The 25,154-nt window shown below is 43.2% G+C and carries 25 protein-coding genes; 13 read left to right on the top strand and 12 right to left on the bottom strand.

Annotated elements, in window-relative coordinates; all coding sequences use genetic code 11:
* Nucleotides 1–59: 59 nt before the first annotated feature.
* Complete coding sequence (gene acs, locus BMX56_RS04515) at nucleotides 60–1,961, bottom strand: acetate--CoA ligase (protein WP_090641318.1); 1,902 nt, start codon at nucleotides 1,959–1,961, stop codon at nucleotides 60–62.
* A 236-nt stretch (nucleotides 1,962–2,197) separates the two neighbouring features.
* On the opposite strand from acs, the gene BMX56_RS04510 reads away from it, so the two are divergent.
* The 7 genes from BMX56_RS04510 to bshC all read left to right on the top strand — a co-directional run bounded on the left by BMX56_RS04510 (nucleotide 2,198) and on the right by bshC (nucleotide 8,236).
* On the top strand, nucleotides 2,198–2,908 hold the full coding sequence (locus tag BMX56_RS04510) for a mitochondrial porin family protein (protein ID WP_090641313.1): 711 nt from the start codon (nucleotides 2,198–2,200) through the stop codon (nucleotides 2,906–2,908).
* Nucleotides 2,909–3,031: 123 nt separating this feature from the next.
* Complete coding sequence (gene rpmB, locus BMX56_RS04505; protein ID WP_090641306.1) at nucleotides 3,032–3,265, top strand: 50S ribosomal protein L28; 234 nt, start codon at nucleotides 3,032–3,034, stop codon at nucleotides 3,263–3,265.
* A 104-nt stretch (nucleotides 3,266–3,369) separates the two neighbouring features.
* Nucleotides 3,370–3,552 carry a 50S ribosomal protein L33 gene (gene rpmG, locus BMX56_RS04500; protein ID WP_067063463.1) on the top strand — a complete coding sequence of 61 codons (183 nt, stop codon included), beginning with the start codon at nucleotides 3,370–3,372 and terminating at the stop codon, nucleotides 3,550–3,552.
* Nucleotides 3,553–3,647: 95 nt separating this feature from the next.
* Nucleotides 3,648–3,806, top strand: coding sequence for a DUF4295 domain-containing protein (locus BMX56_RS04495; RefSeq protein WP_090641302.1), 159 nt, complete (start codon nucleotides 3,648–3,650; stop codon nucleotides 3,804–3,806).
* Nucleotides 3,807–3,994: 188 nt separating this feature from the next.
* Nucleotides 3,995–4,960 carry a signal recognition particle-docking protein FtsY gene (gene ftsY, locus BMX56_RS04490; RefSeq protein WP_090641298.1) on the top strand — a complete coding sequence of 322 codons (966 nt, stop codon included), beginning with the start codon at nucleotides 3,995–3,997 and terminating at the stop codon, nucleotides 4,958–4,960.
* A gap of 123 nt (nucleotides 4,961–5,083) precedes the next feature.
* The gene (gene rimO / locus BMX56_RS04485) at nucleotides 5,084–6,421 is read left to right on the top strand and encodes a 30S ribosomal protein S12 methylthiotransferase RimO (RefSeq protein ID WP_090641294.1); all 1,338 of its coding nucleotides are present in this window, start codon (nucleotides 5,084–5,086) and stop codon (nucleotides 6,419–6,421) included.
* 141 nt (nucleotides 6,422–6,562) lie between these two features.
* A complete protein-coding gene (bshC, locus tag BMX56_RS04480; RefSeq protein ID WP_090641288.1) occupies nucleotides 6,563–8,236 on the top strand; it encodes a bacillithiol biosynthesis cysteine-adding enzyme BshC in 1,674 nt (557 codons plus the stop codon).
* Between the two features lie 49 nt (nucleotides 8,237–8,285).
* Here the strand turns inward: bshC and BMX56_RS04475 are convergent, their stop codons facing one another.
* Nucleotides 8,286–8,900 carry a hypothetical protein gene (locus BMX56_RS04475; RefSeq protein ID WP_090641281.1) on the bottom strand — a complete coding sequence of 205 codons (615 nt, stop codon included), beginning with the start codon at nucleotides 8,898–8,900 and terminating at the stop codon, nucleotides 8,286–8,288.
* Between the two features lie 43 nt (nucleotides 8,901–8,943).
* Here BMX56_RS04475 and BMX56_RS04470 point away from each other — a divergent pair, with 43 nt between their 5' ends.
* Nucleotides 8,944–9,834, top strand: a complete 891-nt coding sequence (locus BMX56_RS04470; RefSeq protein ID WP_090641275.1) for a transglutaminase family protein — start codon at nucleotides 8,944–8,946, stop codon at nucleotides 9,832–9,834.
* 218 nt (nucleotides 9,835–10,052) lie between these two features.
* Here BMX56_RS04470 and BMX56_RS04465 read toward each other — a convergent pair whose 3' ends face one another.
* From BMX56_RS04465 to BMX56_RS04445, 5 genes are all read right to left on the bottom strand, one after another.
* Nucleotides 10,053–11,597 (bottom strand): glycoside hydrolase family 10-like protein, encoded by a 1,545-nt coding sequence (locus BMX56_RS04465; RefSeq protein ID WP_090641268.1) that lies wholly within the window; start codon nucleotides 11,595–11,597, stop codon nucleotides 10,053–10,055.
* An 83-nt stretch (nucleotides 11,598–11,680) separates the two neighbouring features.
* Nucleotides 11,681–12,112 carry a hypothetical protein gene (locus BMX56_RS04460; protein WP_090641263.1) on the bottom strand — a complete coding sequence of 144 codons (432 nt, stop codon included), beginning with the start codon at nucleotides 12,110–12,112 and terminating at the stop codon, nucleotides 11,681–11,683.
* A gap of 19 nt (nucleotides 12,113–12,131) precedes the next feature.
* A complete protein-coding gene (locus BMX56_RS04455) occupies nucleotides 12,132–13,046 on the bottom strand; it encodes an alpha/beta hydrolase (protein WP_090641258.1) in 915 nt (304 codons plus the stop codon).
* Nucleotides 13,047–13,200: 154 nt separating this feature from the next.
* Nucleotides 13,201–14,293 (bottom strand): peptide chain release factor 2 gene (prfB, locus tag BMX56_RS04450; protein WP_143065359.1). Its coding sequence is split into 2 segments (ribosomal slippage): nucleotides 13,201–14,232 and nucleotides 14,234–14,293, totalling 1,092 coding nucleotides; the frame shifts between segments, so codons are not numbered across the junction.
* A 99-nt stretch (nucleotides 14,294–14,392) separates the two neighbouring features.
* Nucleotides 14,393–14,830, bottom strand: a complete 438-nt coding sequence (locus BMX56_RS04445) for a hypothetical protein (protein WP_143065358.1) — start codon at nucleotides 14,828–14,830, stop codon at nucleotides 14,393–14,395.
* Between the two features lie 253 nt (nucleotides 14,831–15,083).
* Between BMX56_RS04445 and pgi the strand changes: the two genes are divergently transcribed.
* Entirely contained in the window at nucleotides 15,084–16,730 is a 1,647-nt protein-coding gene (gene pgi, locus BMX56_RS04440; RefSeq protein ID WP_090641249.1) for a glucose-6-phosphate isomerase, read from the top strand.
* Between the two features lie 146 nt (nucleotides 16,731–16,876).
* Here pgi and BMX56_RS04435 read toward each other — a convergent pair whose 3' ends face one another.
* The 5 genes from BMX56_RS04435 to BMX56_RS04415 all read right to left on the bottom strand — a co-directional run bounded on the left by BMX56_RS04435 (nucleotide 16,877) and on the right by BMX56_RS04415 (nucleotide 21,757).
* Nucleotides 16,877–17,956 carry a glutaminyl-peptide cyclotransferase gene (locus BMX56_RS04435; protein WP_255369769.1) on the bottom strand — a complete coding sequence of 360 codons (1,080 nt, stop codon included), beginning with the start codon at nucleotides 17,954–17,956 and terminating at the stop codon, nucleotides 16,877–16,879.
* Between the two features lie 5 nt (nucleotides 17,957–17,961).
* Nucleotides 17,962–18,333 (bottom strand): YraN family protein, encoded by a 372-nt coding sequence (locus BMX56_RS04430; RefSeq protein WP_090641244.1) that lies wholly within the window; start codon nucleotides 18,331–18,333, stop codon nucleotides 17,962–17,964.
* The gene (dnaG, locus tag BMX56_RS04425) at nucleotides 18,333–20,276 is read right to left on the bottom strand and encodes a DNA primase (RefSeq protein WP_090641242.1); all 1,944 of its coding nucleotides are present in this window, start codon (nucleotides 20,274–20,276) and stop codon (nucleotides 18,333–18,335) included. The genes BMX56_RS04430 and dnaG overlap by 1 nt, the downstream gene beginning before the upstream one ends.
* A gap of 98 nt (nucleotides 20,277–20,374) precedes the next feature.
* On the bottom strand, nucleotides 20,375–20,866 hold the full coding sequence (locus BMX56_RS04420; RefSeq protein WP_090641234.1) for a hypothetical protein: 492 nt from the start codon (nucleotides 20,864–20,866) through the stop codon (nucleotides 20,375–20,377).
* 30 nt (nucleotides 20,867–20,896) lie between these two features.
* Entirely contained in the window at nucleotides 20,897–21,757 is an 861-nt protein-coding gene (locus tag BMX56_RS04415) for a DMT family transporter (protein ID WP_090641217.1), read from the bottom strand.
* 175 nt (nucleotides 21,758–21,932) lie between these two features.
* On the opposite strand from BMX56_RS04415, the gene BMX56_RS04410 reads away from it, so the two are divergent.
* The 4 genes from BMX56_RS04410 (at nucleotide 21,933) to BMX56_RS04395 (ending at nucleotide 25,086) form a co-directional block, all read left to right on the top strand.
* Nucleotides 21,933–22,424 carry a hypothetical protein gene (locus BMX56_RS04410; RefSeq protein ID WP_090641216.1) on the top strand — a complete coding sequence of 164 codons (492 nt, stop codon included), beginning with the start codon at nucleotides 21,933–21,935 and terminating at the stop codon, nucleotides 22,422–22,424.
* Nucleotides 22,425–22,459: 35 nt separating this feature from the next.
* Nucleotides 22,460–23,896, top strand: coding sequence for an asparagine--tRNA ligase (asnS, locus tag BMX56_RS04405; RefSeq protein WP_090641215.1), 1,437 nt, complete (start codon nucleotides 22,460–22,462; stop codon nucleotides 23,894–23,896).
* 135 nt (nucleotides 23,897–24,031) lie between these two features.
* On the top strand, nucleotides 24,032–24,517 hold the full coding sequence (locus tag BMX56_RS04400) for an SRPBCC family protein (RefSeq protein ID WP_090641213.1): 486 nt from the start codon (nucleotides 24,032–24,034) through the stop codon (nucleotides 24,515–24,517).
* Nucleotides 24,518–24,549: 32 nt separating this feature from the next.
* Complete coding sequence (locus BMX56_RS04395) at nucleotides 24,550–25,086, top strand: RBBP9/YdeN family alpha/beta hydrolase (protein WP_090641211.1); 537 nt, start codon at nucleotides 24,550–24,552, stop codon at nucleotides 25,084–25,086.
* The last annotated feature ends 68 nt before the right edge of the window (nucleotides 25,087–25,154 follow it).

The raw sequence follows: 25,154 nt of genomic DNA, 5'->3' as shown, positions 1-25,154 counted from the left end.
AGTTACAAAAAAAGAGGCAAGACGTTGTTTGTCTTGCCTCCGGATTCTTGATTCTTACCCTACAAAGCTCCCGCTTTAATTTCTTCAACCACAGCAGGGTCAAGCAAGGTAGAGGTATCACCTAAGTTGGATGTTTCCCCCTCGGCTATTTTGCGCAAAATACGGCGCATAATTTTTCCCGACCTGGTTTTTGGCAACCCGGTCACAAACTGGATTTTATCAGGCTTGGCTATAGCGCCTATAATGCGGGCAACCGTCATGGTGATATCCTTGCGAGCAAGTTCGGCATCGCCATGCTGGTTGGGGCATACCACAAAGGCATAAACGCCCTGCCCCTTAATATCATGCGGATAACCCACAACGGCTGATTCAACCACACTGCTGTGCATGTTGATGGCATTCTCTACCTCGGCGGTACCAATACGGTGGCCCGATACGTTCAGCACGTCGTCAACGCGGCCTGTAATACGGTAGTATCCATCTTCGTCACGTAAACAACCGTCGCCGGTAAAGTACATATTTTCGTAAGTGGCAAAGTAGGTGGTGCGGCAGCGTTCATGATCGCCATAGGTAGTACGCAGCATTCCCGGCCATGGAAACTTGATACAAAGGTTGCCGCTTACGCCGTTACCTTCAATCACTTTACCATTTTCATCAACCAGTACCGGCTGTACACCTGGCAATGGTAAAGTTGCATACCCCGGCTTAGTTGGGGTAACGTTGCAAATTGGCGATATCATTAACCCGCCATTTTCTGTTTGCCACCAGGTATCGGCAATAGGGCATTTGCCGTGGCCAATTTTTTCATCGTACCAGTGCCATGCTTCTTCGTTTATCGGCTCCCCTACAGAACCCAGTTTGGTTAACGAACTTAGGTCTTTACCTTTCAAAGGCTCCTCGCCAAAGCTCATTAATGAACGGATAGCGGTTGGCGCGGTATATAATATATTTACTTTAAACTTATCTACAATATCCCAAAAACGGCCGGCATCCGGGTAGGTTGGTACGCCTTCAAACATCAAGGTTGTTGCGCCCTGCGATAACGGGCCATAAACAATGTATGAGTGCCCGGTTATCCAGCCTATATCGGCAGTACAAAAATAAACCTCGCCTTTGTTGTACTGAAATACGTTGGCAAAGGTATAACCTGTATAAACCATGTAACCACCTGTAGTATGCACCACGCCCTTAGGTTTGCCTGTTGAGCCGGAGGTATATAAAATGAACAGCATATCCTCGGAATCCATTACTTCGGCGGGGCAATCGGGGTTACCCTGGGTTTCTACCTTTTTAACTTCATCTTCCCACCAAACGTCACGGCCTTTTATCATGGATACCGGCGTACGGCTGCGGGTTAATACTATTACTCTTTTAACAGACCGGCATTGCACCAACGCATCATCAATAACACCTTTTAACGGTATGGCCTTATTGCCACGGAAGCCGCCATCGGCAGTAATAACTATATTACACTCGGCATCGTTTATCCTATCGGCAATGGATTGTGCCGAAAAACCGCCAAATACTACAGAATGGATAGCGCCAATACGGGCACAAGCCAAAACGGCTATAGCCAATTCGGGAATCATTGGCATGTAAATACAAATACGGTCGCCTTTTTTTGCGCCATTATTTTTTAAAACATTGGCAAACTGGCAAACTTTATCGTGCAGCTGGCGATAGGTTAATATCCGGTGATCTTCCTGCGGATCATTAGGCTCCCAGATGATGGCCGGTTTATCGCCAATAGTTTCAAGGTGACGGTCGAGACAATTTTCGGTTATATTTAGTTTGGCGCCCTGGAACCATTTTATTTTAGGCTCTTTAAAATTCCAGTCCAATACCTTATCCCACTTTTTTTGCCATAAAAAGTTTTCGGCTATACCGGCCCAAAATTCTTCGGGTTGCTCAATACTTTGTTGGTATACTTGCTTGTATTCGTCAAATGATGTAATCTTCATAGTGTTTATAATGGAGGGCCTAATTTAATAATTTATATATGATGTAAATATTAATTCTGCAACTTTTTAAAATTATTTAAAAAGTGTATAAATTTAAAAGGTAAGTGTATGGCAAACAAGCAGAATACCATCATTTGGGTACTAATAGCCGTTTTTTGATTTATTTTTATGTTTTTTAAAATATCCTTTTTTTATCAAATCTACAATTGTTTCATTCACCATGAGTTAACTTAATTATGAGGTACCAGACATCAATATTGCTTATTATTAGTTTGTTAGTTTTCACCTGTAAAAAAACAGACTCAACAAAAACCAAGGTTAATATCAATGGCAAAACAGAAACATTAAATGGACACGTGAAAGAAATATATTCTTATTCTTCAAAATACGATTTTACAAGGCTTACAATTGACCAGGAAGGGCGTACGCTAACTTCAAGTGTAAATACGTTGAGTATAGCAATACTGGAAAATAGAACTGACACTACGATAACGAAAGAAAATACAACTTATACTTACAATGACAAAAACGGCAAGGTTAAATCAATGATTGGGGAAACAATAACAAATGGGAGTAAAGAATCATCCAAACTAAACTTTGACACATTAGGCCGTCCTATAGATGACAAAGGAGACACAATTATAACTCATAACGTTAACCGTTATAAATACGACAAGCATGGTAATCTAATTGAATTTATATACGCGGAATGGGAAACAAAACTTGAACCTACGGCAACCAGATATAAATACGATAAACAAAACCGCGTTATTGAAGAAACAGAATATGAACCAGTTGATCTACTTTTATCCAAGAAGACCTATGAATATACTGTCGTAGATTCGAAAAAAAACTGGATAAAGGCTATAGTTCGATATAAAGCCTATCCTCCACTACATTTTGATCCGAGAACCGATACCATAACCCGTAAAATCAGCTATTATTGAGGTGTTTAGCCTATCTAAAATCTTTTTGAATTATTTTTAATACCGCTATTGAATATTTGATTAAAAAGTCTGATATTTGCAAACTCTTTTTGAATAAAGGGTTGATAATTAAAAATATTTGTCATGTCAAGAATTTGTGATCTAACAGGAAAAGCATCTATAGTTGGTAACAACGTTTCTAACTCAAACGTTAAAACTAAACGCAGATTTCATCCTAACTTAAAACTTAAAAAGTTTTATATCCCTGAAGAGGATAAATGGATTACCTTAAAGGTATCTACTTCAGCAGTAAAAACTATCACCAAAAATGGTATTACTGCCTGTATCAATAAATTTGTAAAAAAAGGATACATTTAGTAGTTGTACGTTAACGGTTTTACAACTTGTAAAATTAACGACGTACAGTATAATTTGAAAAATTACGTAAGCCGTGACGGTGATGCGTACAACATAAAAAGAAAATGGCAAAAAAAGGCAACAGGGTTCAGGTTATATTAGAGTGTACTGAACACAAAACAAGCGGTATGCCAGGCATGTCTCGCTATATTACCACCAAGAACAAAAAAAATACAACTGAAAGACTGGAAATGAAAAAATTCAACCCGGTTTTAAGGAAAGTAACTGTTCATAAAGAGATTAAGTAATTGGTTGATTAAGTTGATTGGTTGATTAGGTTTAGATCCCTGACCATCAGTTAACTCACTAATTCAATGATTCACTAATTCAATAATTAAAAGAAATGGCAAAGAAAGTAGTTGCAACACTGAAAGTAGCAGGTAAAGGCAAAGAATATTCAAAAGTTATCACAATGAACAAATCACCAAAAACCGGTGCTTATTCATTCAAAGAGCAAATTGTTCCTAACGACGCTGTTAAGGACATCATTGCAGGCAAATAATATTTGCTTAAACTTTTGATCAAAATATCGAAGCCGTCTTGTTTTTACGAGAGGGCTTTTTTGTTGAGGTCTGAACCGGAATTAAACGAATTAAAAAATTACCAGAATTCTATTAATTCCTAAATTCGCTTAATTCGGGTTCAGAAAAACAATCTGCACATCTGTAATCTAAAATCTGCACATCTAAAATGGGATTATTTGATTTTTTTAAGAAAAAGGAAAATACACAGCAGGAGCAGCAAGCCCTTGATACCGGTTTAGAAAAAACCAAGGATAATTTTTTTTCAAAGATAACCAAGGCCGTCGCAGGTAAATCAACCGTTGATGATGATGTGCTGGATGATTTGGAAGAGATCCTGGTAACATCAGACGTGGGTGTAAAAACCACGCTCAAGATCATCGAACGCATTCAGGAACGTGTAGCCCGCGATAAATACATTGGCACCGGCGAACTGAATGTGTTGCTGAAAGATGAGATCCAAAAACTCCTGGCCGAAAATAACAGTAACGATTTCCGCAATTTTGAATATGGCGATCATAAGCCCTATGTAATCATGGTGGTTGGCGTTAACGGCGTAGGTAAAACTACTACTATTGGCAAACTGGCACATAAGCTAAAGCAAGCCGGCAATAAAGTAGTGCTTGGCGCTGCCGATACTTTTCGTGCGGCAGCCGTCGATCAATTGCAACTTTGGGGCAAACGGGTTGATGTAAAAGTAGTGGCACAGCCAATGGGTTCCGATCCTGCTTCTGTAGCTTATGATACCCTTCGCTCGGCTGTTGCCAACGGTGATGATGTAGCGATAATTGATACTGCCGGCAGATTACACAATAAAGTAGGCCTGATGAACGAGCTTACCAAAATTAAAAATGTGATGCAAAAGGTAATTCCCGGCGCGCCACACGAAATACTATTGGTATTGGATGCATCAACCGGTCAAAATGCAATTGAGCAATGCAAGCAGTTTACCGAGGCCACCAATGTAAACGCCCTGGCCTTAACCAAGCTTGATGGCACGGCTAAAGGTGGTGTGGTAATAGGGATATCAGATCAGTTTAAAATCCCGGTAAAATATATAGGTGTAGGCGAAGGCATGGAGCACCTGCAATTGTTTGACAGGCAAGCTTTTGTCGACTCCTTATTCAAACAATAAAAATTATGTCATTGCGAGGAGGAACGACGAAGCAATCTCTTCCCTTGCAATTCAACCTTGTATAGTTCGCGATTGCTTCGTTCCTCGCAATGACAATTTTTTCATTGCAACGATTAGTGTGTTATGAAGACAAAAGAAATTTCCCGGCCGATAGCTAAACCTGTTAAACAACGTGTTAACGTGGTTACTTTAGGCTGTTCAAAAAACATATACGATTCTGAGATATTGATGGGCCAGCTGAAAGGCAACCAGTTTGATGTGGTGCACGAGGCCGAAAAAGTAGGTAAAAACGACATCATCGTTATCAATACCTGCGGCTTTATCGATAACGCCAAACAGGAATCTATCGATACCATCCTCCAATATAGCGAACTTAAAGAACAAGGCAAAGTTGGTAAGGTAATAGTTACCGGTTGCTTAAGCGAGCGCTACAAACCAGAGCTGGAAGCCGAGATAACCAACGTTGATGCTTACTTTGGTACCAATGACCTGCAAAACCTGCTGGCTTCTGTAGGGGCAAACTACAAACACGAACTAATTGGCGAACGTTTATTAACCACTCCGTCGCATTTTGCTTATTTTAAAATTGCCGAAGGTTGTAACCGCCCATGTTCATTCTGCGCCATTCCGCTGATGCGCGGCAAGCATTTGAGCACACCTATTGACCAATTGGTTAAAGATGCCCAAAACCTGGTAAAAAACGGCACCAAAGAACTAATACTCATTGCCCAGGACTTAACCTACTACGGCCTCGACTTGTACGGTAAACGTAATCTGGATGAGTTATTACGCCGCCTGAGCGACGTTAACGGTGTAGAGTGGATCAGGCTGCAATACGCTTACCCATCCGGCTTCCCGATGGAGGTTTTAGATGTAATGAACGAGCGTGATAACATTTGCAAATACATGGATATGCCATTACAGCACATCAGCGATGATATGCTTAAATCTATGCGTCGCGGTATCACCAAACAAAAAACTATCGACCTGGTAAACCAGATTCGTGATAAAGTGCCCGGCATTGCCATGCGTACTACCCTCATCACCGGCTACCCGGGCGAAACCCAACAAGATTTTGAAGAAATGGCCCAATGGGTTGAGGACACCAAATTCGATCGCCTTGGCTGCTTCACATACTCGCATGAGGAAAAAACACATGCCCATTCGCTGATAGATGATGTCCCCGACGACCTAAAACAGGAACGTGCCGACGCCATTATGGAAATTCAGCAGGGAATTTCTTTTGACAAAAACCAGGAAAAAATTGGCCACACATTTAAGGTTTTGGTTGATAAAAAAGACGGCAACTACTTTGTTGGCCGTACAGAATTTGATTCTCCGGAAGTTGACAACGAGGTTTTAATTGATGCCAGCATTGATTATGCAACCGTTGGCAGCTTTGTTAACGTGAAGATAGACAGTGCCGAAGACTTTGATCTTTATGGACAAATTGTAAAATAATATTAATTTGCGGCTTGCTGTTGAGTGAATTGAGATTAAAAATCTAATTTCGACACCAGCATTTAATATTTTGATGCTTAGCCGATGTTTCTTATCTGATTTTTTAAATCCGAAATCGAACATCCGAAATCCAAAATCAAGATGGAAGCCTCCTGTATAAGTTATAAAGAAACCGGATTTTTTTCGCCCACTGTTATTGACTACATCGAAAACCGGGCCGACCTGCAACCTTTTTACGGATACCGCCCGGATATGGACGGATTTGCCGAACTGCTGAAAAATAAAAAAGTTGTTGCCGATCGCGAAATTCTGTACCGTGTTTTATCAAAGCAATACGCGGAGAAGTCCGAAGGTCAGGAAGTCCGGAAGTCGGGAAGTCCGGAAGTCGGGAAGTCTGAAGGTGAGGGTAACGTAAAACGTATAACGTATAACGTACAACCACTTACCGCCCAAAACTTAGAACTCCTAAAACTCGACAGCACCTACACCATTACAACCGGGCATCAGCTCAATATTTTTGCCGGTCCGCTTTATTTTCTTTATAAAATTGCAACCGCAATTAAATTATCCCAACAATTAAAAGCTGCTCATCCCGACAAAAACTTTGTGCCCGTTTACTGGATGGCCAGTGAGGACCATGACTTTGCCGAGATCAACTATACCAACATCGGCGGCAAAAAAGTGCATTGGTGGTATGAAGCTTCGGGAGCAACCGGCCGTATCAATCCCGATACTATGCGGCAGGCGCTAAACCAGTATAAAGGTGTGTTAGGGATGGAGGGCCACGCCGTAGAGGTTGCCGAAATTGTAGAAACCGCCTATACCAAATTTGATAAACTGGCCGATGCTACCCGTTACCTGGTAAACGCGCTGTTTGGCCAATATGGTTTAGTGATCATCGATGCCGACGACCATGAGTTTAAAAAGCAGTTTGCCCCAATTATGGAGCAGGATATCATCAATCAAAACAGCTTTAAAAACATCACGGCCACTAATGAGCAACTGCACAAACTTAGTGTGCACATCCAGGTAAACCCGCGCGAGATTAACTTTTTTTACCTGAAGGATAGCCTGCGCGAGCGCGTAATATTTGAGCATGACAGCTATCAGGTGATGAATACCGAAATCCGTTTTACTGAAGCGGAATTGAAGGAAGAAATAGCCACTTACCCGGAGCGTTTCAGCCCTAACGTAGTAATGCGCCCCCTGTATCAGGAATGCATTTTGCCAAACATAGCCTACATTGGCGGCGGTGCGGAGGTGGTTTACTGGCTGGAACTAAAATCTAATTTCGATTTCTACAAGGTTGATTTCCCCATACTCATCCTGCGTAACTCGGCACTGGTTGTAAAGAAGGACCAGGCAGCCAAAGTTAAACACATGGACCTTACGGCCGCCGATTTGTTTAAACCAAACGATACGCTTAAAACCGACTGGATAAAAAAACACAGCAACCATACCTTAAGCCTTGAAGGCGAATGGCGCGAAATGAGCGCCTTGTTCGAAAAGATAAAACTCCGTTCCTATAAAATTGACCCTACCCTATCGCCTTCCGCAGCTGCAGTACAGGCAAGGTTAAAACACGCCATAGATAACCTGGAGAAAAAACTGATCAAAGCAGAAAAACGCAACTATGCTACCAGGCTCGAACAATTGGCTGTAGTTAAAGCCGAGCTTTTCCCTAAAGACAGTTTGCAGGAACGCACCGAAAACTTTGGTTTGATGTATGTAAGATGGGGACAAATGTTCATTGACGAACTCATCCGCCATTTTGGACCACTTGATTTTGAGTTTACAGTTTTAACAGAAGAATAACCCTGCAACAGAGTGATGCCAGGCGATAACCTTCCCGACGAGCGTATTTTTAATACCTCACTTTAAAATGTTCCTTTTCTTTCCTGTCTTGCTTAAAAAACACCAGTCCTATCCAAAACAGGTTGATGGTGAGGGTAACTTTGGGGTTTAGCTTAACTTGGTTCCAGGCTTGCTTCAGTTGGTTATTCAGGTACATGCCGGTAAAAAGCATAATGGTATCCGGATGTACTTCGGGCAGATATTGATCGAAGTATCTTATTGTTTCCTGCCGTAAATTATCGCCATGAATAATCACAAGAGCCGGTTGTGTTTTATCAAGGCGCGCAAATTCAGCATCGTTTTTCGGCAGGAAAAAATTGGCGTTGGGAGCTGCTTGGTGCAAATAAACACCTACCTCACCCCCTTTTGATCCCAGTTCGATAATATTGGCCGGATTAAAATATTTTGCCAGTCGGTAAATTAGCCGGGCTATTTTGAGCTTTAACCCTATAGTTCCATCTCCTGTTTTTTGTACAAATCCGGGCTCGTGGTATACCTTTTGGTCGGTGTAATCATAAATTACGTGGTCAATCAGTTTGTAAACAAATGGCGAGTGAATGCCATGCCGGTTATTGGCCGTAAACCGGTGTTGTAAATAATCTTGCACAAATCTGAGATTCCACATCCCCGCAAAAGTAAAAAAGTTTAGTATTTTAGCATTATAGCATATGATAAATCCGACAGAAGTAAACTCTTTGATCCGATTGCTGGATGATCCCGATAACGAGATCTATGATCACGTGCACGAAAAATTGCTTGGTTACGGCAGCGAAGTGATAGCCTACCTGGAAACCGCTTTTGAGCAGGCTTTTGATGCCATACAACAGGAGCGGATTGCTAACCTGGTGCACGAAATTCAATTTGGATCGTTAAAAACCGACTTGCAGTTGTGGCATCAAAGCGGCGCATTTGACCTGCTGCAAGGCGTCCTGATCATTAACCGCTATCAATACCCCGACCTGGACGAACAAAGGGTTATTAACCAGGTAGAATCCATTAAACGCGATATCTGGATCCAGATGATGAACGAGGCCAGCCCTAAGGAGCAGATCAAGCTCATCAACCATGTATTTTACAATATCTACGGTTTCAGCGGCAATACCTCCAACCACCTCGACCCGCAAAACAGCTACCTGAGCCAGGTTCTTGAAACAAAAAAAGGCAACCAGATCTCGCTGGCCATCATCTACTCCATCATAGCCCAAAAACTGGATATCCCGGTATACGGCGTAAACCTGCCGCAACACTTTATATTGGCCTATGTTGACGAAAGCATGGAAACTAATTTTGAAGGTGGTATCCTGTTTTATATCAATGCCTTTAACAAAGGCTTTATTTTTGGCCGCCGCGATGTAGATATGTTTTTAAAGCAGCTTAACCTCAAGTTCGACAAGCAGTTTTATGAGCCCTGCTCCAACACCGATATTATTAAACGCGTTATCCGTAACCTGATAAGCGCCTACGAAAACTTAGGGGCGGCAGATAAGGTGGTGGAGTTGAATGAATTGTTGGGGATATTGGATAATAATCCAGGAATAAATCAGCGTATAATAAAATAATTGTCATTTCGAAACGAGGTACGAGTGAGAAACTATCTCTTGAGCATAGCGAAAACTCTTATACGATTTGTTTTATGACATCGTTTTTTCTTGGAATACATGAGGTATAAGATTCTTACCCCTCCCAACCTTGGCCATCCCTTCGAGGAATCGAAATGACAACACTTTTTATAATGGGATTTAAACTCATAAGCTGGCTGTGATTTTCAATCGGCATATCATAACCGTACCCCTTCAACCGGGAACGCTTTCTCACTTTCATTTTTCAGCCGGTCAATAGCAGTAACCACATAAATATACGTTTTCCCTTTCTCTGCGGTAGTATCCAAATAGAAGGTGTTGCTGTTATATTGAATGCTTAATATGTTTTCGGCATTATCTAAGTTTAGTTTAGCAACTGTGCTAAAACGATAAACTACATAGCCATAAACCGGCTCATTATCCTTTGCTGTCAATGGTGTTTGCCACATCAGTTTAACGCCGTTAGCCTCTGGCTTCGCGATAAGCCCTACCGGCGCATTTGGCGCTATTGAATCGCGCCAGAGCATCACCGGCGGCAGGGCCGGATAATGGTAATAATTTGCCCGCAACGAATCTGTAAAACCCAGCGGATTATTCATTAATGAATTGGAACTAAAATATACGCTGCCCTGCACCCTCGCGTTTTTACGCAGGTATTTTATTTGGCCCGGCAGTTCGCCCGGCAACCTGAAACCGGGCAGTTTATTTTCGATAATACGGTATGGTGCCTGCCCAATGTACAAATGCCGGCCATAGGCATTGTTGCCCCACCAGTCAATCATCGTTTTAAACGGCACCAGTTTATCATCAATGGGGCGGTAAAGCTGCGGGTTAATATAATCTACCCAGCCCTCCTGCACCCACTTGCGCGAATCGGCATACAGAGCGTAATAAGAGTCGCTGCCATGCGTATCAGAACCATTGGCCAGCTGGGTTTTGTTGGCCCAAATACTGAATGGGCTAATGCCAAACTTCATCCGTGGGTTATGCTGATGGATACTATCGTTCAGCATTTTTATCAGGGTGTTTACATTATCGCGCCGCCAATCGTCAATATTGGTAAAACCTTTGCCGTATTGCTGATAGGCTTGCTGATCGTTTATTTGCTGGCCGGCTACATGGTAAGGGTAAAAGTAATCGTCCATGTGAATACCATCGATATCGTAATTGGTTATCATATCCAACACCACCTGCACGATGTACTCCCTTACCTCGGGCAGGCCGGGGTTAAACAGCTTCATGCCGCCGTAAGTAAAAAACCATTCGGGTTTTATACGGGTAATATGCTGTGGGCTAAGCTGCGAATAGGCACTATCCTTAGTTGCCCTGTATGGATTTATCCAGGCGTGCAACTCCATTCCGCGTTTATGCGCTTCGCTAACAGCAAACTCCAGTGGATCGTAAACGGGGTTAGGCGCCAGGCCCTGCTTCCCGGTAAGCCATTTGGACCAGGGCTCACGACTTTTAGCATAAAAAGCGTCAGCAGCAGGCCGAATCTGGAGCATAATAGCATTGATACCCGTTTTTTGATGGGCATCTAAAATGGTTAATAATTCCTGTTGCTGGTGGGCGGTAGTTTCATTGGGTGTAGCAGGCCAGTCGATATTTTCGACAGTGGCTACCCAAACACCGCGAAATTCGCGCTTGGGGTGGTTGGTAACATTACTATCTACAGGCTGTTGGGCATTTGATTTAAGAAAAGCGAGTAGAAGGAGAGTTATAAAAGGCAGTTTGTGTTGCATCGTAATTTAAACCAATCCAGGCTTGTGAAGTTTTGGAAATTAAGATTTATAAATTAAAATACATCCCAATGCTGCACTACCTTTCACATTGCTTTTTCTTCTATCTTCAAACCCTTTAAAGATACCGAAACGATCACACTCTTTAGCTTATTCACAGGCCCATACGTAAATACAAACTGTGGACTTTTTTTTGACTTAGACCAACTGATAATTTTAGCATTATAAACTGATGTAAGCTTGAATAAATGTTGTTCCGGTGCCAAATCAAATTCGGAAGTGGCGATGTAAATGGCTTCCATAGTTTCATCTGTCTCGGGGTTTCCAGCACTTTCACGGGGCCTGGCCACAACAAAAACATTAACAGCAAAGCTATTTGCTTCAATTGTATGATAACTCTCTATGTTATTCAAAACTTCCACAAGGCCTTCATTCGCAACCCTTTTGTAAGTAATTTTTTGCGCCAGCACAGGCAAAACCAAGGCACTCAGCAGTATTGTTAATAAAAAATTCTTCATCAGGCTTACTGACCTATAATTACTTCCCGTTCAAAAAACCATTCTCTTCAAGCCAGCTTGTAGCCCAGTCAAACCATTTGCCTTTGTTTTTTGAGTTATTCATCCCAAAGCCATGGCCGCCTTCCTGGAAAATGTGCATCTCGGCTTTAATTTTATTTTTTAATAAGCCATCATAAAACATCAAGCTGTTTTGCACAGGTACTACGTTATCATCTTTGGCATGTACCAAAAACGTGGGCGGGGTGTTGGTGGTAATTTGTTTTTCGTTGGAGTACAAATCAACTTGCGCCTGCGATGGTGTTTTACCTATCAAATTTTCGCGAGAGCCAACGTGGGCCTGTTCGCCAAAGCTAATCACCGGGTATATCAGCATCATAAAATCGGGGCGCAGGCTAATGTTATCTTTATCATCAATTACAGGCTTATCAAAATGTGTACCCTCGGTTGATGCCAGGTGACCGCCGGCCGAAAAACCGATGATGCCAATTTTTGCAGGGTCAACGCCCCACTCCTTAGCATTTTTACGGACGGTATATATAGCCATCTGCGCATCCTGCAGCGGGCCAATCGACCTATCAACCATAATATCATCACTTGGCAAACGGTATTTTAATAAAAAGGCGGTTACACCAATTTTATTAAACTCCCGGCATATGGCCATCCCCTCGTGCGCATTGGCTAAGCCAGAATACCCGCCGCCGGGGCAAACTACAACAGCAGCACCGTTGGCTTTCCCTTTTTCGGGCAGGTAGGTGGTTAGGGTTGGCACACTTACACCTGTTATCCAGTTATTGGCATCCGTTTTTTCTACATAGGCTGCCGGTGTTGGTTTTGAGTTGGGTATGCCTTTTGGATATAAAGGCATCGGTTTTTCCTGGCTATAGGCTATAGTTGCTGCAATGGTCAAAACAAAGGCTGATAAAATAGTTTTCATAATTTGTTAGGTAGATAAAAAGGTATCGGCAAATTACAAATTATGTATTGAACATCAGCAAAAAAAATAGCGATGGAATAAACCCATCGCTATCATATTGCTATTTTTTACGAACGCAAAAGCGATCTTGATACTTACTACTTGATACTTACTACTAACTCTTCGGCCCGCCAAACTCCATCAGGTAAGCCTTCAAAAACTCGTTAAGCTCACCATCCAATACGGCGGCGGCGTTTGAGGTTTCATGATCGGTACGCAAATCTTTAACCAGCTTGTAAGGGTGCAAAACATAATTGCGGATCTGCGACCCCCATTCTATTTTCTTTTTGTTACCCTCAATAGCGTTACTTATTTCCATGCGCTTGCGCATTTCAATTTCGTATAGCTGCGATTTCAGCAAGCGGATAGCATTATCCTTATTTTGCAACTGTGAGCGCGACTCCTGGTTTTTGATAATAATGCCCGACGGTTTGTGGTATAAACGCACGGCTGTTTCTACCTTGTTCACGTTCTGTCCTCCGGCACCGCCCGAGCGAAAGGTTTCAAACTCGATATCGGCCGGGTTAATATCAATCTCGATGGTATCATCAACCAAAGGATAAACATAAACCGATGCAAACGAAGTATGGCGCTTTGCATTGGCATCAAATGGCGATACGCGGACCAAACGGTGTACGCCGTTTTCGCCTTTAAGGTATCCGTAGGCAAAATCGCCCTCCAATTGCAGGGTTACGGTCTTTACTCCGGCCACATCGCCGGGCTGGTAATCCTGCTCAGTAACTTTGTAGCCGTTTTTTTCGCCCCACATAATGTACATACGCATGAGCATGCCGGCCCAGTCGCAGCTTTCGGTACCGCCTGCGCCTGCTGTTATCTGCAGTACGGCGTTAAACTGATCTTCCTCGGCCGACAGCATGTTTTTAAATTCAAGCTCTTCTACGGCCTTTATAGCCATATTATACTGCTCCAGCATTTCGGCTTCGGTAGCATCACCGCCCTGGTAAAATTCAAACAGCACGCCGGTATCTTCAATTACCGCCAATACTTTTTGAAATTCATCTGTCCAAACTTTTTTTACTTTGATGGATGCCAGTACCTTTTCGGCCTCTTTAGGGTGATCCCAAAAATGCGGGCCAATGGTTATTTCCTGCTCAGCTTTTAGTAGCTCTAATTTCTTGTCGATGTCAAAGATGCCTCCTCAGGGAAGCTGCTCTATCCCTTAAATCCTGAATCTGTTCTTTAGTCATGTGGCAAATATAGGTAATTAGATTATCGGCATAAATAAAAAAAGGCCTGCAAATTGTTTAGCAACCTGCAGACCCGTTTTTAAAAGGTAGATGAATATATTAAGCAACCATAGCGCGGTCAACCAGCAAACTTAAGTCGGCTCGGTTACCATTTAGCTTGGTAAGCATATTTTTAAGGCCAAATTCTTTAACCTGCTCGCTTTTTGAAGCTTTTACAAGCTCGGTCATCACAGCCGGAATCAATGCTTTTGACGCGATCATCGCCTGCTCGGGGTCGATATGATAAAAAGTATTGAGCCGGTTGGCAAACCTGCTAACCATACTGGATACCAATGATTGATTGTAAATACCCGACGAGCGAAAATACTTCACTAAATCTTTCAATTTACCGTTTTCCATTTGTCCTTTTAATACCTCGATGATAGCGCTCGATGCTTCAATCAGCACGCTTTCGTGGTGTTTTACAGGGATTGAGGGGTTGTTAATAACAGCCGTCCCGGCGTTATTTTTTACAAGCAAAAAAAGTTTTCCAAACATAAGCAGCAACAATTTTATACCGAAATTTACAAATTGATGATAAATCACTCATTTGATTACCAACAATACAAAGATATTAAATAATAATTTTAAATCTCCAAACAATTTGCAAATATTTTTTAAAAATTCGCAATTTAAAGGTGTAAACTAAACACTATGTGCGTAGTGTTAAAATAACACTGAGAATAGTAAGTTTGATAAATAATATCCATCTAACAATTAACTTGTTACTTTTGTCAAAAACACTTCAACTATGTTGCCAAATATCGATTTCACAACCACCCAGAGCTATAAATATTTAGCCGACCATTACATTGATATCGTATCAAAAAGCCTGAAAGAATTATTCGATGCTGATGATCAGCGATTTAATAAATTTTCTATCCAGTTTGAGGAGATCCTGCTGGATTATTCTAAAAACCGCATCGACGATGAAACTATAGCTTTATTAATACAATTGGCCAAAGAATGTTCTGTAAATAAGGCAATAGAAGCCATGTTTGCCGGCGAAACCATCAACGTAACCGAAGGACGTCCGGTACTGCACATTGCGCTTCGTAACCGTAGCAATACACCTATATATGTAGATGGCAAGGATGTAATGCCCGATGTTAACAGGGTGCTTGACCACATGAAAGAATTCAGCGAAGCCATTATATCCGGCACCTGGAAAGGTTATACCGGCAAACCTATTACCGATGTGGTAAACATTGGTATAGGTGGCTCTGATTTAGGCCCTGTAATGGTTACCGAAGCATTAAAAGCTTACAAAAACCACCTTAACCTGCATTTTGTAAGTAACGTTGATGGTACGCACATAGCCGAAACATTAAAAGCGGTTAACCCCGAAACTACTTTATTCCTGATAGCATCCAAAACTTTCACCACCCAGGAAACTATGGGTAATGCCCACAGCGCCCGTAACTGGTTTTTAGCTGCCGGTGCTACCGAGGCTGATGTAGCCAAACACTTCGCTGCCTTATCAACCAATGCTGCCGCTGTGGAAAAATTTGGTATCGATACAAAAAATATGTTTGAGTTTTGGGATTGGGTTGGTGGTCGTTACTCGTTATGGAGCGCCATTGGTTTGTCAATTGCCTTAAGCATCGGCTTTGATAACTTTGCCCGGTTGCTGGATGGCGCACACGCTACAGATAACCATTTTAAAACTGCTCCGTTTGAAGAAAACATCCCGGTAACGCTTGCGCTTTTGGGCATCTGGTACAATAACTTCTTCGAAGCCGAAACCAATGCCATTTTACCGTACGACCAATATATGCATCGTTTTGCCGCCTATTTTCAACAGGGCGATATGGAAAGCAATGGCAAACATGTTGACCGTAACGGCAAACATGTGGAGTACTCAACCGGCCCAATCATTTGGGGCGAGCCCGGCACCAACGGCCAGCACGCTTTTTACCAATTGATTCACCAGGGTACCAAACTAATCCCTTGCGATTTTATAGCTCCGGCGCAATCGCACAACCCGCTTGGCGAGCACCATAACATGTTGCTATCAAACTTCTTCGCCCAAACAGAGGCATTGATGAACGGCAAAACAGAAGAAGTGGTTATTGAAGAATTAAAAGCCGCCGGCAAAACCGAAGCAGAAATTGCAGCTATAGCGCCATTCAAAGTATTTGAAGGCAACCGCCCAACAAATTCATTCCTGCTTAAAAAAATCACCCCGCACAGCCTGGGTTCGTTAATTGCCATGTATGAGCACAAGATCTTCGTTCAGGGCATTATCTGGAATATTTACAGCTTTGACCAATGGGGTGTTGAATTAGGTAAGCAACTTGCAGGCAAAATTCTGCCGGAATTGAAGGACGACAGCGAAATAAGCAGCCATGATTCATCAACTAATGGGTTGATTAATTTGTATAAGGCGTGGCGGTAAGAACGCAGCCAAGCCCCCCAGCCCCCTGAAGGGGGAGCTTTTTGATTAGCATATTACAACAAAGGCCGGTTTCTTCGAAACCGGCCTTTGTTGTTTAAAAATCTGCATATCCGCACATTCGTTCCCCCTTCAGGGGGTTAGGGGGCTTATTGGGCTTTAGGGCTAAACTTTACCTGGTACATTTTGGGCCATTTTTTTCCGGTAACAAAAACACGTTTGGTTGCAGCATCATAAGCTATGCCGTTAAGTACATTGTTACCCCAATCGCGGCCAGCGGGGCGTTCCGATTCGGGGTACAGGTTTTTCATGTCAATTTTTTGCTCAACAGCACCTGTTTTCGGATTTATAACCAGGATATCGTCTGTTTGGTAAACATTGGCATATAGCTTTCCGTCAATGTATTCCAATTCGTTTACCGAATCTATTTGTTTTTTATCATCGCATACATTGATTGATCCCATTTCCTGGTAAGTATCCTTGTTCAGGAACCAGATTTTGTTGGTGCTATCGTCCATGTAAAGCTTTTTACCGTCAAAACACATGCCCCAGCCTTCGGCTCCAACATTATTGGGAAAAGTATTAAGCAGCTTCAAGGAACTTTTATCGTACACAAAACCAACTTTTTCGCGGTAGGTAAGCTGAATCACCTTATTCCCAACAACTGACAGCCCTTCGCCAAAATACTGATCCCCTAATTTAGTGAGTTGTATGGCTTTTCCGGTTTCGAGATTGTTTTTACGAATAGTAGAATGACCAGCCTCACCGGTACTTTCATACATAATCCCATCTAAATACTCCAGTCCTTCGGTGTATGAACTGGTATCATGCGGATAAGTTTTCTCTACTTTATAAGTATAAGCCTCAGGTGCTTTTGCAGCCAGCAGCAATATATTGGTGCTTACATCCTGGCTTTTACCTGCCTGGTAAACTTTGGCGGTTATCAATTTTATACCCAGGGGGATGGTATCTGTTTTCACGCTGATGGCCGATGAATCTTTAGCTACGCCTAAACGGGTTTCTTCCATTAGGTACACTACCGAATCGGGTTTGGTATCGGCAGGCAGGCCCACTTTTACTTTTACTACATCGCCCGCTTTGTAAGTAGTGCCCGCTTCCGGGCTGATCGTATAATCGACACCGTTATCGGCCGGTTTTTGTTTGCAACTGTTACAGCCCAAAGCCAAAAGTAAACCTGCTGCAAAAAATATCTTTAATGTGTTATTCATGTTTTTCATAATGTGCCCGACGGCCAAAACGCGTCTTCGATATGGTTTAGTATATAATTTTTATCCTTATCAAACAAAATAGCAATGATGTCAAACCGCACCTCGCCCTGGTGGTTCATGATGTAAATATATTCATCGGCGGCATCGGCCAGTAGCTTTTGCTTGCGCGCATCAACAAAATCTTCGGGCATGCCAAAGCCGGTGCCGGTGCGCGTTTTCACTTCGGTAAATATAATAACCTTGTCTTTATATGCAATCAGGTCAATTTCGGCTTTGCCGTGTGTCCAGTTCTCGTCCAGGATCTCATAACCGGCATTTTCCAGGTGTGTTTTGGCTAAAGCCTCGCCCGCGCGACCAAGATCAAGGTGTTGGGCCATTATTTGATAATTACTGACCCCAAAAAGTCGGAGATACTTTTTTCAACCTTTTTCATGCGCATATACTGGTTAAGCAGTATTTCCTGGTCGGCTTCGGTTTGTGCATTTTTAAGTTCAATCCGCAGGTTATCCAGCATTCCCTCAACCTTATGCTTTTTAAGGTGAAAAATAGCGCCCAGGATAGTGGCCTTCATATTATGCTGCTCGTCATGTATCATGATCTTGTGCATATCGTACCAGTTTTCGCTCAGGGTATATTTGGAGCTCAGTAAATCAATGCTGATATCAACAATGCCTTTATCCTTGTGGTGGATAAAATAACTATCCTCGGGCAGGATACCGTTTTCAACTTCTTTTTGATAAAGTTCAACAAACAGCTTGCAGGTTTCATGCTCAAAGGTAACATCGCCCAGCTCGGCTATCATAAAGGGGCCAATGTAGGTATTGGCAATGCCATCCCAGTCAATCATTTTACTGCCGTATAATAACAGCAGGCGGATGACCTCCTTCTCCTGGAAATATTCTTTTTTAGGGGCGCTTGGTGCAAGATCAACCTCGTCAAAAAAATGAGGCTCATCAGGCGGCATCTCCGGCTGGTAGCGGTTATGATTTTGCTGTTGCTGGCCATCCTTTTTGGATTTGGCCTGCCGCATTTTATTAAGCTCGGATAGCAACGCGCGTTCATCAATCTGCAAAATATAGCTGCACTCTTTAATGAACACCGATGCCTTGATGGAATCGGGAATTTTGGCAATACTTTCTACAATCTCGCGGATAACACCAGCCTTTTTTATCGGGTCGTTGCCTGCATCTTTTAGCAGTGTATTAGCCTTAAAAAGGATAAAGTCCTTTTTATTATCCTCGATGTATTTTTTAAACGCACTTGAGCCATTGGCCTGCACATACGAGTCAGGATCGTGCCCATCAAGAAAGGTAACCACTTTTACGTTAAGGCCTTCCTCCAGGATCATATCCAGCCCGCGGATGGCCGCTTTTATGCCCGCCGCATCGCCATCATATAAAATGGTAATGTTTTTGGTAAACCGGCTGATGAGCTTGATCTGCTCAACGGTTAAGGATGTACCCGACGATGCCACCACGTTTTCGATACCGGCCTGCACTACCGAAAGTACATCGGCGTAGCCTTCAACCAGGTAGCAGTTATCTTCCTCGCGGATGGCCTTTTTGGCAAAATATAAGCCGTAAAGTACGTTTGATTTATGGTAGATCTCGCTCTCGGGCGAGTTTACATACTTGGGTACGTTTTTATCTTTTTTTAAGGTACGGCCGCCAAACGCGATAACCCTACCGGTAAAATTATGTATCGGGAACATTACCCGGCCACGGTAACGGTCATACAAAGTACCGTTATCCCGTTTTACAGACAGGCCACTATCTACCAGAAATTGTTCTTTATAACCCTCCTTCAGGGCGCTGCCGGTAAACGCTTCCCATTGATCGGGCGAGTAGCCCAGCTCAAATTTTTTGATGATATCGTTACTGAAGCCGCGCTCTTTAAAATAACTTAAGCCGATGCTTTTACCTTCGTCTGTTTCAAGCAAACTTTCGTGAAAAAATTTGGCGGCATAGCCCGATACAATCATCAGGCTTTCGCGGCGCAGGTCTTCTTCCCGGTTTTCGGGGGCTTCAACGGTTTCCTCTACCTCGATGCCATACTTTTTGGCCAGCCATTTTAAGGCTTCGGGGTAGCTGAATTTTTCCAGCTCCATTAAAAAAGTAACTGCCGAGCCGCCTTTACCCGTAGAAAAATCTTTAAAAATGCCTTTAGCAGGCGATACCGTGAACGATGGTGTACGCTCATTGGCAAATGGCGAAAGGCCCACATAGTTGGCCCCGCGCTTTTTTAACTGCACAAATTCCCCTATCACCTCCACAATGTCGGTGGCTTCCATAATACGGTCGATGGTGGATTTTATGATCATGCGCTAAAATGCAAATGTAGGCAAAGATGCGCGTTGCCCTAAATCCGCAAACGTTAAATTACACTTTTATTTGATGGCGAGGGGTTTAAAATTATAGCTTAACGTTTTGCAAGCTTGCCATTCATTAACTTGAGCAAGGTTGTCCTTACGCCGCTTACCGCATATTTAAACAAAACAATAAATAGGAAATATGCGCCCATGGGAAATATAAATGGCAGCCAACGGCTAAAATTATCTGCTGAAGAGTTTGCAATAGATATAAATGCAGCCTCCCAACCAAGAAACATGATAATTGGAAAGACTATAATAGCCGACGGGAAAATTTTCAGGCTAAGCTGGCTTTCATTGTTTTCGGATTGAATAACTCCCTTTACCACCAGTGTATCATTACGATCATGGTATCGTGGACGCTGAAACCTGAATTTCATGTCGTAAACATCCCCAATATATAATGGCGCATCTTTATGATAAACCTTCCAAGATTCAAAGCTTTCACGACGTGGTTTAACTACCTTTTGCAAAATCGCTTCAACCTCGGCCGGCTGATGCGGAGTTAAAATGACAAGGTTTTCGAAGGGAAAAAAATTCATTAATTGAAGGTAATAAATTATATCCTTAACCTAAACCATGCTTGCTTGCCTGCGCTTTAAAAATGTTACCGCAATACCGGCCAGCACAATTACGCTGCCGATGATCTCGTTCAGCTCCAGCTTTTCGTTCAGTAAAATAGCGGCCAGTATGGCGGCAAAAACAGTTTGGCTCAGCAAGGCGATAGATACCTTGGTCGATTCGAGGTAACGTAAAGAATAATTAATGGTAAGCCAGCCAACAAGCTGGCAAATTACCCCCATCCCTAAAAAGCACAGCCAAACTTTTACCGGGAAATGCAAAATGCTTGTGCCCATAAAATTATTAACAACCAGCAGGAACACGCTTGCCCCCATCATGCTGTAAAACATAAAGGTAAAAACATCAATGCCACCCATGATGTTTTTTGATGTCATGATATACGTAGCGTAAAACAGGCTGGCCAGTACGGCAAGCAAAATACCTGCGTTAAGCTCCAGGTGTAAAATATGCTGATAGCCTACCAGCACCACCATGCCCGCTATGGCCACCACGGTACCTATCCAGAACAACTTGCCCGAACTTTTTTTGAATAACAGGAAACTGAACAACCCAACCCAAACCGGCGCCAGGTTGGCAATCAGCGTTGAGACGGTGGCGCTTATTTTTAACAGCGATAAATTCCAAACGGCTACATCGGCGGCGAAAATTATGCCCGCTATGATGGCAATTACCAATTGCTTTTTTTTAACCCGGAATTTGCTTTTAATAATGCAATAGGGCAGCAAACAAAGCCAGGCAAAAAACACCCGGTAAAATGCGCAGCCAATTGGCGATACCCCTGCAAGCTTCACAAATATTGGCGAAAACGAGATGCATAAAATGCCAATAACCAGGCTTACTTTAGGGTTCATGATAACGTATTTATTGAGCGGCAAACTTAAGCAAATAGGTCATCATCCGGGCGCGTTAACCGTCGAATATATCATAGGGCAACTTTGTGCCCCAATTAAATACCTTAAAGCATATCCCTTAATTTGTATACCTTTAGTACAACCTTTATTACCAACCCACTGCTGTTTCACCGTTATGAAAAAATGCCTGCTTTCATTTTTTTACGCTACCTTATTGCTTTTGAATTCGTGCGCTAAAAAAAAGTGCTGCGATTTCCCGGTGTACAAGGATTTTATCCTGGCCGATAAAAACGGGGCAGCCTGGAATATCCCTCCTTCAAATTCGGCCATTAAACAAGATACCTTCATCGTATCGGGCAGTAATATTATTGCAGGCACAGAAGAGCGGTTTGGTTTTAAAATACGGTTTGATGGCCTGGGCTATTACGAATTAAAAAGCAACGAGGCTTATTATACCTTTGTTAAAAACAACCTTACTGTAAGCAGCTATAAACTTAGTTTAACACAAGGCAGCACCATTGCCGTATTTGGCGCTAATGAAAAGGACAAGATAATCCAGGGCTTTTTTGAGCTACATTTTACGCGGATGACCGGTGCCGGCGGGCCCGGGCAACCAGACAGCATCCGCTTTTTAAACGGAAAATTCAAAGTGCGGTTACAGAATTAATTGTATTTTTGCGGCTCTAAAATTTATACTTTATTATGAGTCAGCGCACAAAGATCAAAGCATTGCTGCAAAGCCAGCAAACGGATATTGATGTAACAGTTAAAGGATGGGTTCGCGCCTTCCGGTCAAATCGTTTTATTGCTTTGAATGATGGCTCAACTAATAATAACATCCAGATTGTTGTTGATTTTGAAAACACCGATCCTGCTTTGCTAAAACGCATTACAGTTGGCGCGGCACTAAGCGTATCGGGCAAACTCATCGCTTCATTAGGCAAAGGCCAAACGGTTGAAGTTATTGCAGCAGATATCGAAATTTTAGGCGACAGCGATCCTGAAAAATATCCTATCCAGCCCAAAAAACACAGCCTGGAGTTTTTAAGGGAAAACGCCCACCTGCGTTTCCGTACCAGCACCTTTGGATCGATATTCCGCCTGCGTAACAGCCTGGCATTCGCGGTACACCAGTTTTTCCAGGAGCGTGGCTTTATTTACCTGCATACCCCGGTTATCACCCAATCAGATGCCGAAGGCGCTGGCGAAGCTTTCCACGTAACCAACTTCGATTTAAACAACATCCCTAAAACAGATACCGGCGAGGTAGATTACAAGCAGGATTTTTTTGGTAAATCAACCAACCTTACCGTATCCGGCCAGCTGGAAGGTGAACTGGGCGCTATGGCTCTGAGCGATATTTACACTTTCGGCCCAACATTCCGTGCAGAAAACTCAAACACTACCCGCCACCTGGCCGAGTTTTGGATGATTGAGCCGGAAGTGGCCTTTAACAACCTGCACGACAACATGGACCTTGCCGAGGACATGCTGAAATACGTGATCAAATACGCGCTGGATAAATGTCCCGATGATATTGAGTTTTTAACCCAGCGCCTGGCCGAAGAAGAAAAGCAAAAACCACAGAACGAGCGATCTGACATGACTTTGTTAGAGAAGCTGAACTTTTGTTTAGATAACGATTTTGAACGCCTTACCTACACCGAGGCTATCGAAATATTAAAAGAATCGACACCGAACAAAAAGAAGAAATTCCAATATATCGTGGAAGGCTGGGGAACCGATCTGCAAAGCGAGCACGAACGCTACCTGGTTGAGAAACACTTTAAAAAACCGGTGATCCTTACCGATTACCCTAAGGAGATTAAATCGTTTTACATGCGCCAGAATGACGATGGTAAAACGGTAGCCGCTATGGATATCCTTTTCCCGGGCATAGGCGAAATTGTTGGCGGTTCGCAACGTGAAGAGCGTTTGGATCTGTTAGAAAAACGCATGGACGAAATGGGCATCCCTAAGGATGAACTTTGGTGGTACCTGGATACGCGCCGCTTTGGCTCGTGCCCTCACGCTGGTTTTGGCTTAGGCTTTGAGCGCCTGGTGCTGTTTGTTACCGGTATGGGCAACATCCGCGATGTGATCCCTTTCCCAAGGTTCCCAAAGAATGCGGAATTTTAATCAGGGTTTCTGTTGAAAAAAAACATGTCATTGCGAGGAGGAACGACGTGGCAATCGCAAACTTTGCATTTCCGCTTTGCAAATTCGCGATTGCTTCGTACCTCGCAATGACATGATGGCTTAATTTTATTTACCATGCCCATTATCGAATTAGCCACCCACATTAACGCCCCCGTTGCCCGGTGTTTCGATCTGGCCAGGAGCATTGATATGCATGTAGATTCGATGCAGCAAAGCGGCGAAACGGCCGTTGCCGGGCGTACCAGTGGCCTTATTGAACTGGGCGAAACCGTTACCTGGCGGGCAAAGCACTTCGGCATCTGGCAAACCTTAACCTCGAAGGTTACCGAAATGGATTATCCCAAATACTTCACCGATGAAATGGTTCGGGGAGCATTTAAAGCCTTCCGTCACGAACATTATTTTTATCCCATCAATAACCAAACCCTGATGAAGGATATTTTTATGTTTGACGCCCCCTTGGGATATTTAGGAATTATAGCTAACTTCCTGTTTTTGGAACGATATATGACCCGCTTGCTGAAACAACGTAACCAGGAAATTAAAAAAGCGGCGGAAGCCCCCCAGCCTCCTGAAGGGGGAGTTGGAACGCGGCGTTAAGGTTTCAAAAAGCCTGTTAACTTTGTAAAATCATGTTTAAATCAACTATCCTCATCATCCCGGGCCTGGGTAATTCGGGGCCGCAGCATTGGCAATCGATTTGGGAAAAGCAGTTTGGTTTCACCCGCGTTGAACAGCAGGACTGGGAAACACCCGTTTGTGCCGATTGGATAACTACCCTGCAGGCTTATGTAGACAGACATGACCCTAAAGATGTGATATTGGTAGGCCACAGCCTGGCCTGCGCCACTATAGCCTACTGGGCAAAGGAATATAACGTAGCCATCAAAGCTGCCCTGCTGGTTGCCCCAAGCGACACAGAAGCCCAAAGCTACCCAACCGGAACAACCGGCTTTGCACCCGTGCCGCTGATAAAGCTGCCATTTAAAAGCACCACGGTAATGAGTACCAATGATTTTTATGTAACGCCCGAGCGTGCCCAACTATTTGCCGATGCCTGGGGCAGCAAACTGGTGAGCATAGGCGGCGCCAGCCACATTAACGCGGCATCTGGTTTAGGAACATGGGAAGCAGGCCTGGGATTACTGCAGGAACTGGACGGATTTTAGGCGAAAGGTGAAAGGCCAAAGGCAAGCCGCGTACTTCGTAAGTCTAATTCAGCTTATTCAATCGTTTA

This window comes from Mucilaginibacter sp. OK283 (assembly GCF_900110415.1).
Classification (GTDB): domain Bacteria; phylum Bacteroidota; class Bacteroidia; order Sphingobacteriales; family Sphingobacteriaceae; genus Mucilaginibacter.
This window is presented reverse-complemented; position numbering and strand designations above follow the sequence as displayed.

Excerpts from the sequence above, each read along its gene's own strand:
- BMX56_RS04420 (WP_090641234.1), bottom strand. The coding sequence starts at position 20,866 with ATGAATTTTTTTCCCTTCGAAAACCTTGTCATTTTAACTCCGCATCAG.
- BMX56_RS04470 (WP_090641275.1), top strand. The coding sequence starts at position 8,944 with ATGATAAATCCGACAGAAGTAAACTCTTTGATCCGATTGCTGGATGAT.
- BMX56_RS04430 (WP_090641244.1), bottom strand. The coding sequence starts at position 18,333 with ATGGCCCAACACCTTGATCTTGGTCGCGCGGGCGAGGCTTTAGCCAAA.
- BMX56_RS04395 (WP_090641211.1), top strand. The coding sequence starts at position 24,550 with ATGTTTAAATCAACTATCCTCATCATCCCGGGCCTGGGTAATTCGGGG.
- asnS (WP_090641215.1), top strand. The coding sequence starts at position 22,460 with ATGAGTCAGCGCACAAAGATCAAAGCATTGCTGCAAAGCCAGCAAACG.
- BMX56_RS04465 (WP_090641268.1), bottom strand. The coding sequence starts at position 11,597 with ATGCAACACAAACTGCCTTTTATAACTCTCCTTCTACTCGCTTTTCTT.
- bshC (WP_090641288.1), top strand. The coding sequence starts at position 6,563 with ATGGAAGCCTCCTGTATAAGTTATAAAGAAACCGGATTTTTTTCGCCC.
- rimO (WP_090641294.1), top strand. The coding sequence starts at position 5,084 with ATGAAGACAAAAGAAATTTCCCGGCCGATAGCTAAACCTGTTAAACAA.
- BMX56_RS04455 (WP_090641258.1), bottom strand. The coding sequence starts at position 13,046 with ATGAAAACTATTTTATCAGCCTTTGTTTTGACCATTGCAGCAACTATA.
- BMX56_RS04435 (WP_255369769.1), bottom strand. The coding sequence starts at position 17,956 with ATGAATAACACATTAAAGATATTTTTTGCAGCAGGTTTACTTTTGGCT.
- BMX56_RS04495 (WP_090641302.1), top strand. The coding sequence starts at position 3,648 with ATGGCAAAGAAAGTAGTTGCAACACTGAAAGTAGCAGGTAAAGGCAAA.
- BMX56_RS04510 (WP_090641313.1), top strand. The coding sequence starts at position 2,198 with ATGAGGTACCAGACATCAATATTGCTTATTATTAGTTTGTTAGTTTTC.
- BMX56_RS04475 (WP_090641281.1), bottom strand. The coding sequence starts at position 8,900 with ATGTGGAATCTCAGATTTGTGCAAGATTATTTACAACACCGGTTTACG.
- pgi (WP_090641249.1), top strand. The coding sequence starts at position 15,084 with ATGTTGCCAAATATCGATTTCACAACCACCCAGAGCTATAAATATTTA.
- rpmB (WP_090641306.1), top strand. The coding sequence starts at position 3,032 with ATGTCAAGAATTTGTGATCTAACAGGAAAAGCATCTATAGTTGGTAAC.
- BMX56_RS04415 (WP_090641217.1), bottom strand. The coding sequence starts at position 21,757 with ATGAACCCTAAAGTAAGCCTGGTTATTGGCATTTTATGCATCTCGTTT.
- BMX56_RS04460 (WP_090641263.1), bottom strand. The coding sequence starts at position 12,112 with ATGAAGAATTTTTTATTAACAATACTGCTGAGTGCCTTGGTTTTGCCT.
- BMX56_RS04410 (WP_090641216.1), top strand. The coding sequence starts at position 21,933 with ATGAAAAAATGCCTGCTTTCATTTTTTTACGCTACCTTATTGCTTTTG.
- dnaG (WP_090641242.1), bottom strand. The coding sequence starts at position 20,276 with ATGATCATAAAATCCACCATCGACCGTATTATGGAAGCCACCGACATT.
- acs (WP_090641318.1), bottom strand. The coding sequence starts at position 1,961 with ATGAAGATTACATCATTTGACGAATACAAGCAAGTATACCAACAAAGT.
- BMX56_RS04400 (WP_090641213.1), top strand. The coding sequence starts at position 24,032 with ATGCCCATTATCGAATTAGCCACCCACATTAACGCCCCCGTTGCCCGG.
- BMX56_RS04445 (WP_143065358.1), bottom strand. The coding sequence starts at position 14,830 with ATGTTTGGAAAACTTTTTTTGCTTGTAAAAAATAACGCCGGGACGGCT.
- ftsY (WP_090641298.1), top strand. The coding sequence starts at position 3,995 with ATGGGATTATTTGATTTTTTTAAGAAAAAGGAAAATACACAGCAGGAG.
- rpmG (WP_067063463.1), top strand. The coding sequence starts at position 3,370 with ATGGCAAAAAAAGGCAACAGGGTTCAGGTTATATTAGAGTGTACTGAA.